The sequence below is a fragment of the Blautia glucerasea genome (genome assembly GCF_020537505.1).
Classification (GTDB): domain Bacteria; phylum Bacillota; class Clostridia; order Lachnospirales; family Lachnospiraceae; genus Blautia_A.
Window position 1 is genome coordinate 1 of the sequence record NZ_JAJBMO010000070.1, and the last position, 1316, is coordinate 1316.

Consider the following 1316-nt stretch of genomic DNA (forward strand, 5'->3'; position numbering starts at 1 on the left):
ATTTCCAATCGAATCAAACCTTTCCTTAACCATCTTCGCAGCAGGCAAAATTACCTCAGCACTGGAGTCAGAAGATACGCTGGAATCTTCTGCGCTAGAATCAAGACCATACGGCCTACCGGTTGTGAGAGATTCCATGGGCCTTATGACATATCCTGGAAAGAGTAGCTCATCAGACTTACGTTTACTCTCTATATCAATATCTACATCAGGAGCAATCATTTCAATAAACAGCCGACATACATCCCAGACGCTATAAGCTGTACGTGCTTTTACCGTCAGATTCTTGGCTGTTTCAATGTCGTCCATTTTGGTTTTCTTTTACCAGTATTGTTCGTTTGATAATGTATTCTTGCTTATTACATTATAAAATCTGTGCAGATCACATGTCAAAACAACTTTTTATCACAAGATAGTACCGCAAAACGAACCTGCGGGCCGTCTAAAAATTAAGGAAAAGCAGCAAAGGTGCATTTTTAAAATATGAAATGAAGATACCGCAGTACCAATTATTTTCGCAGTACAAATAATGCGCGGCCGGTGCATTTTTCGAAAGAACGCGAGACAAACAGGACAATTAAAGTTAGTTTTTCGAGTTAGCGTGTTTGAATACTGCAAGATACAAGATAAATAGAGTAGTTGAAACTAGATATCAATTGCACACAAGATCGGCGCTAAGCATGCCACAATTTGATATATTATGTAAAACACCACCTAAGGTGCTTGTTCGTCAGTTTGTGGAAAGGTTTGAAAGACCTTCAGGTGAGAAAATAGCATTATGTGCTGCTGAACTAACCTATTTATGTTGGATGATTACACATAACGGAACAGCAATCAAGAGAGCCACATTCATGAGCTATAATACTATCATAAGCAATTCGCTGAGTTTCGATATTGTCAATAAATCACTCCAGTTTAAATACAAGACGCAAAAAGCAACAATTCTGGAAGCCTCATTAAAGAAATTGATTCCTGCTTGGGAATTTACAATTATTCCTTACTATGGACAAAAACATCAATCTGATATCACTGATATTGTAAGTAGTTTGCAATTACAGTTCGAATCATCGGAAGAAGCAGATAAGGGAAATAGCCACAGTAAAAAAATGCTTAAAGCACTTCTAAGTGAGGGTGAAAGCATCTGGGAGATCACTGAGAAAATACTAAATTCGTTTGAGTATACTTCGAGATTTACAAAAACAAAAACTTTATACCAATTCCTCTTCCTAGCTACTTTCATCAATTGTGGAAGATTCAGCGATATTAAGAACGTTGATCCGAAATCATTTAAATTAGTCCAAAATAAGTATCTGGGA

General features: G+C 37.0%; 2 protein-coding genes. One reads left to right on the top strand and one right to left on the bottom strand.

The window, feature by feature from the left end; translation table 11 throughout:
- On the bottom strand, positions 1–309 hold a 309-nt coding region (locus LIQ05_RS19215; RefSeq protein ID WP_226822916.1), incomplete at its 3' end, for a hypothetical protein.
- Between the two features lie 371 nt (positions 310–680).
- Here LIQ05_RS19215 and LIQ05_RS19220 point away from each other — a divergent pair.
- Positions 681–1316, top strand: a 636-nt coding sequence (locus LIQ05_RS19220; RefSeq protein WP_226822917.1) for a hypothetical protein, incomplete at its 3' end; no start/stop codon positions are given.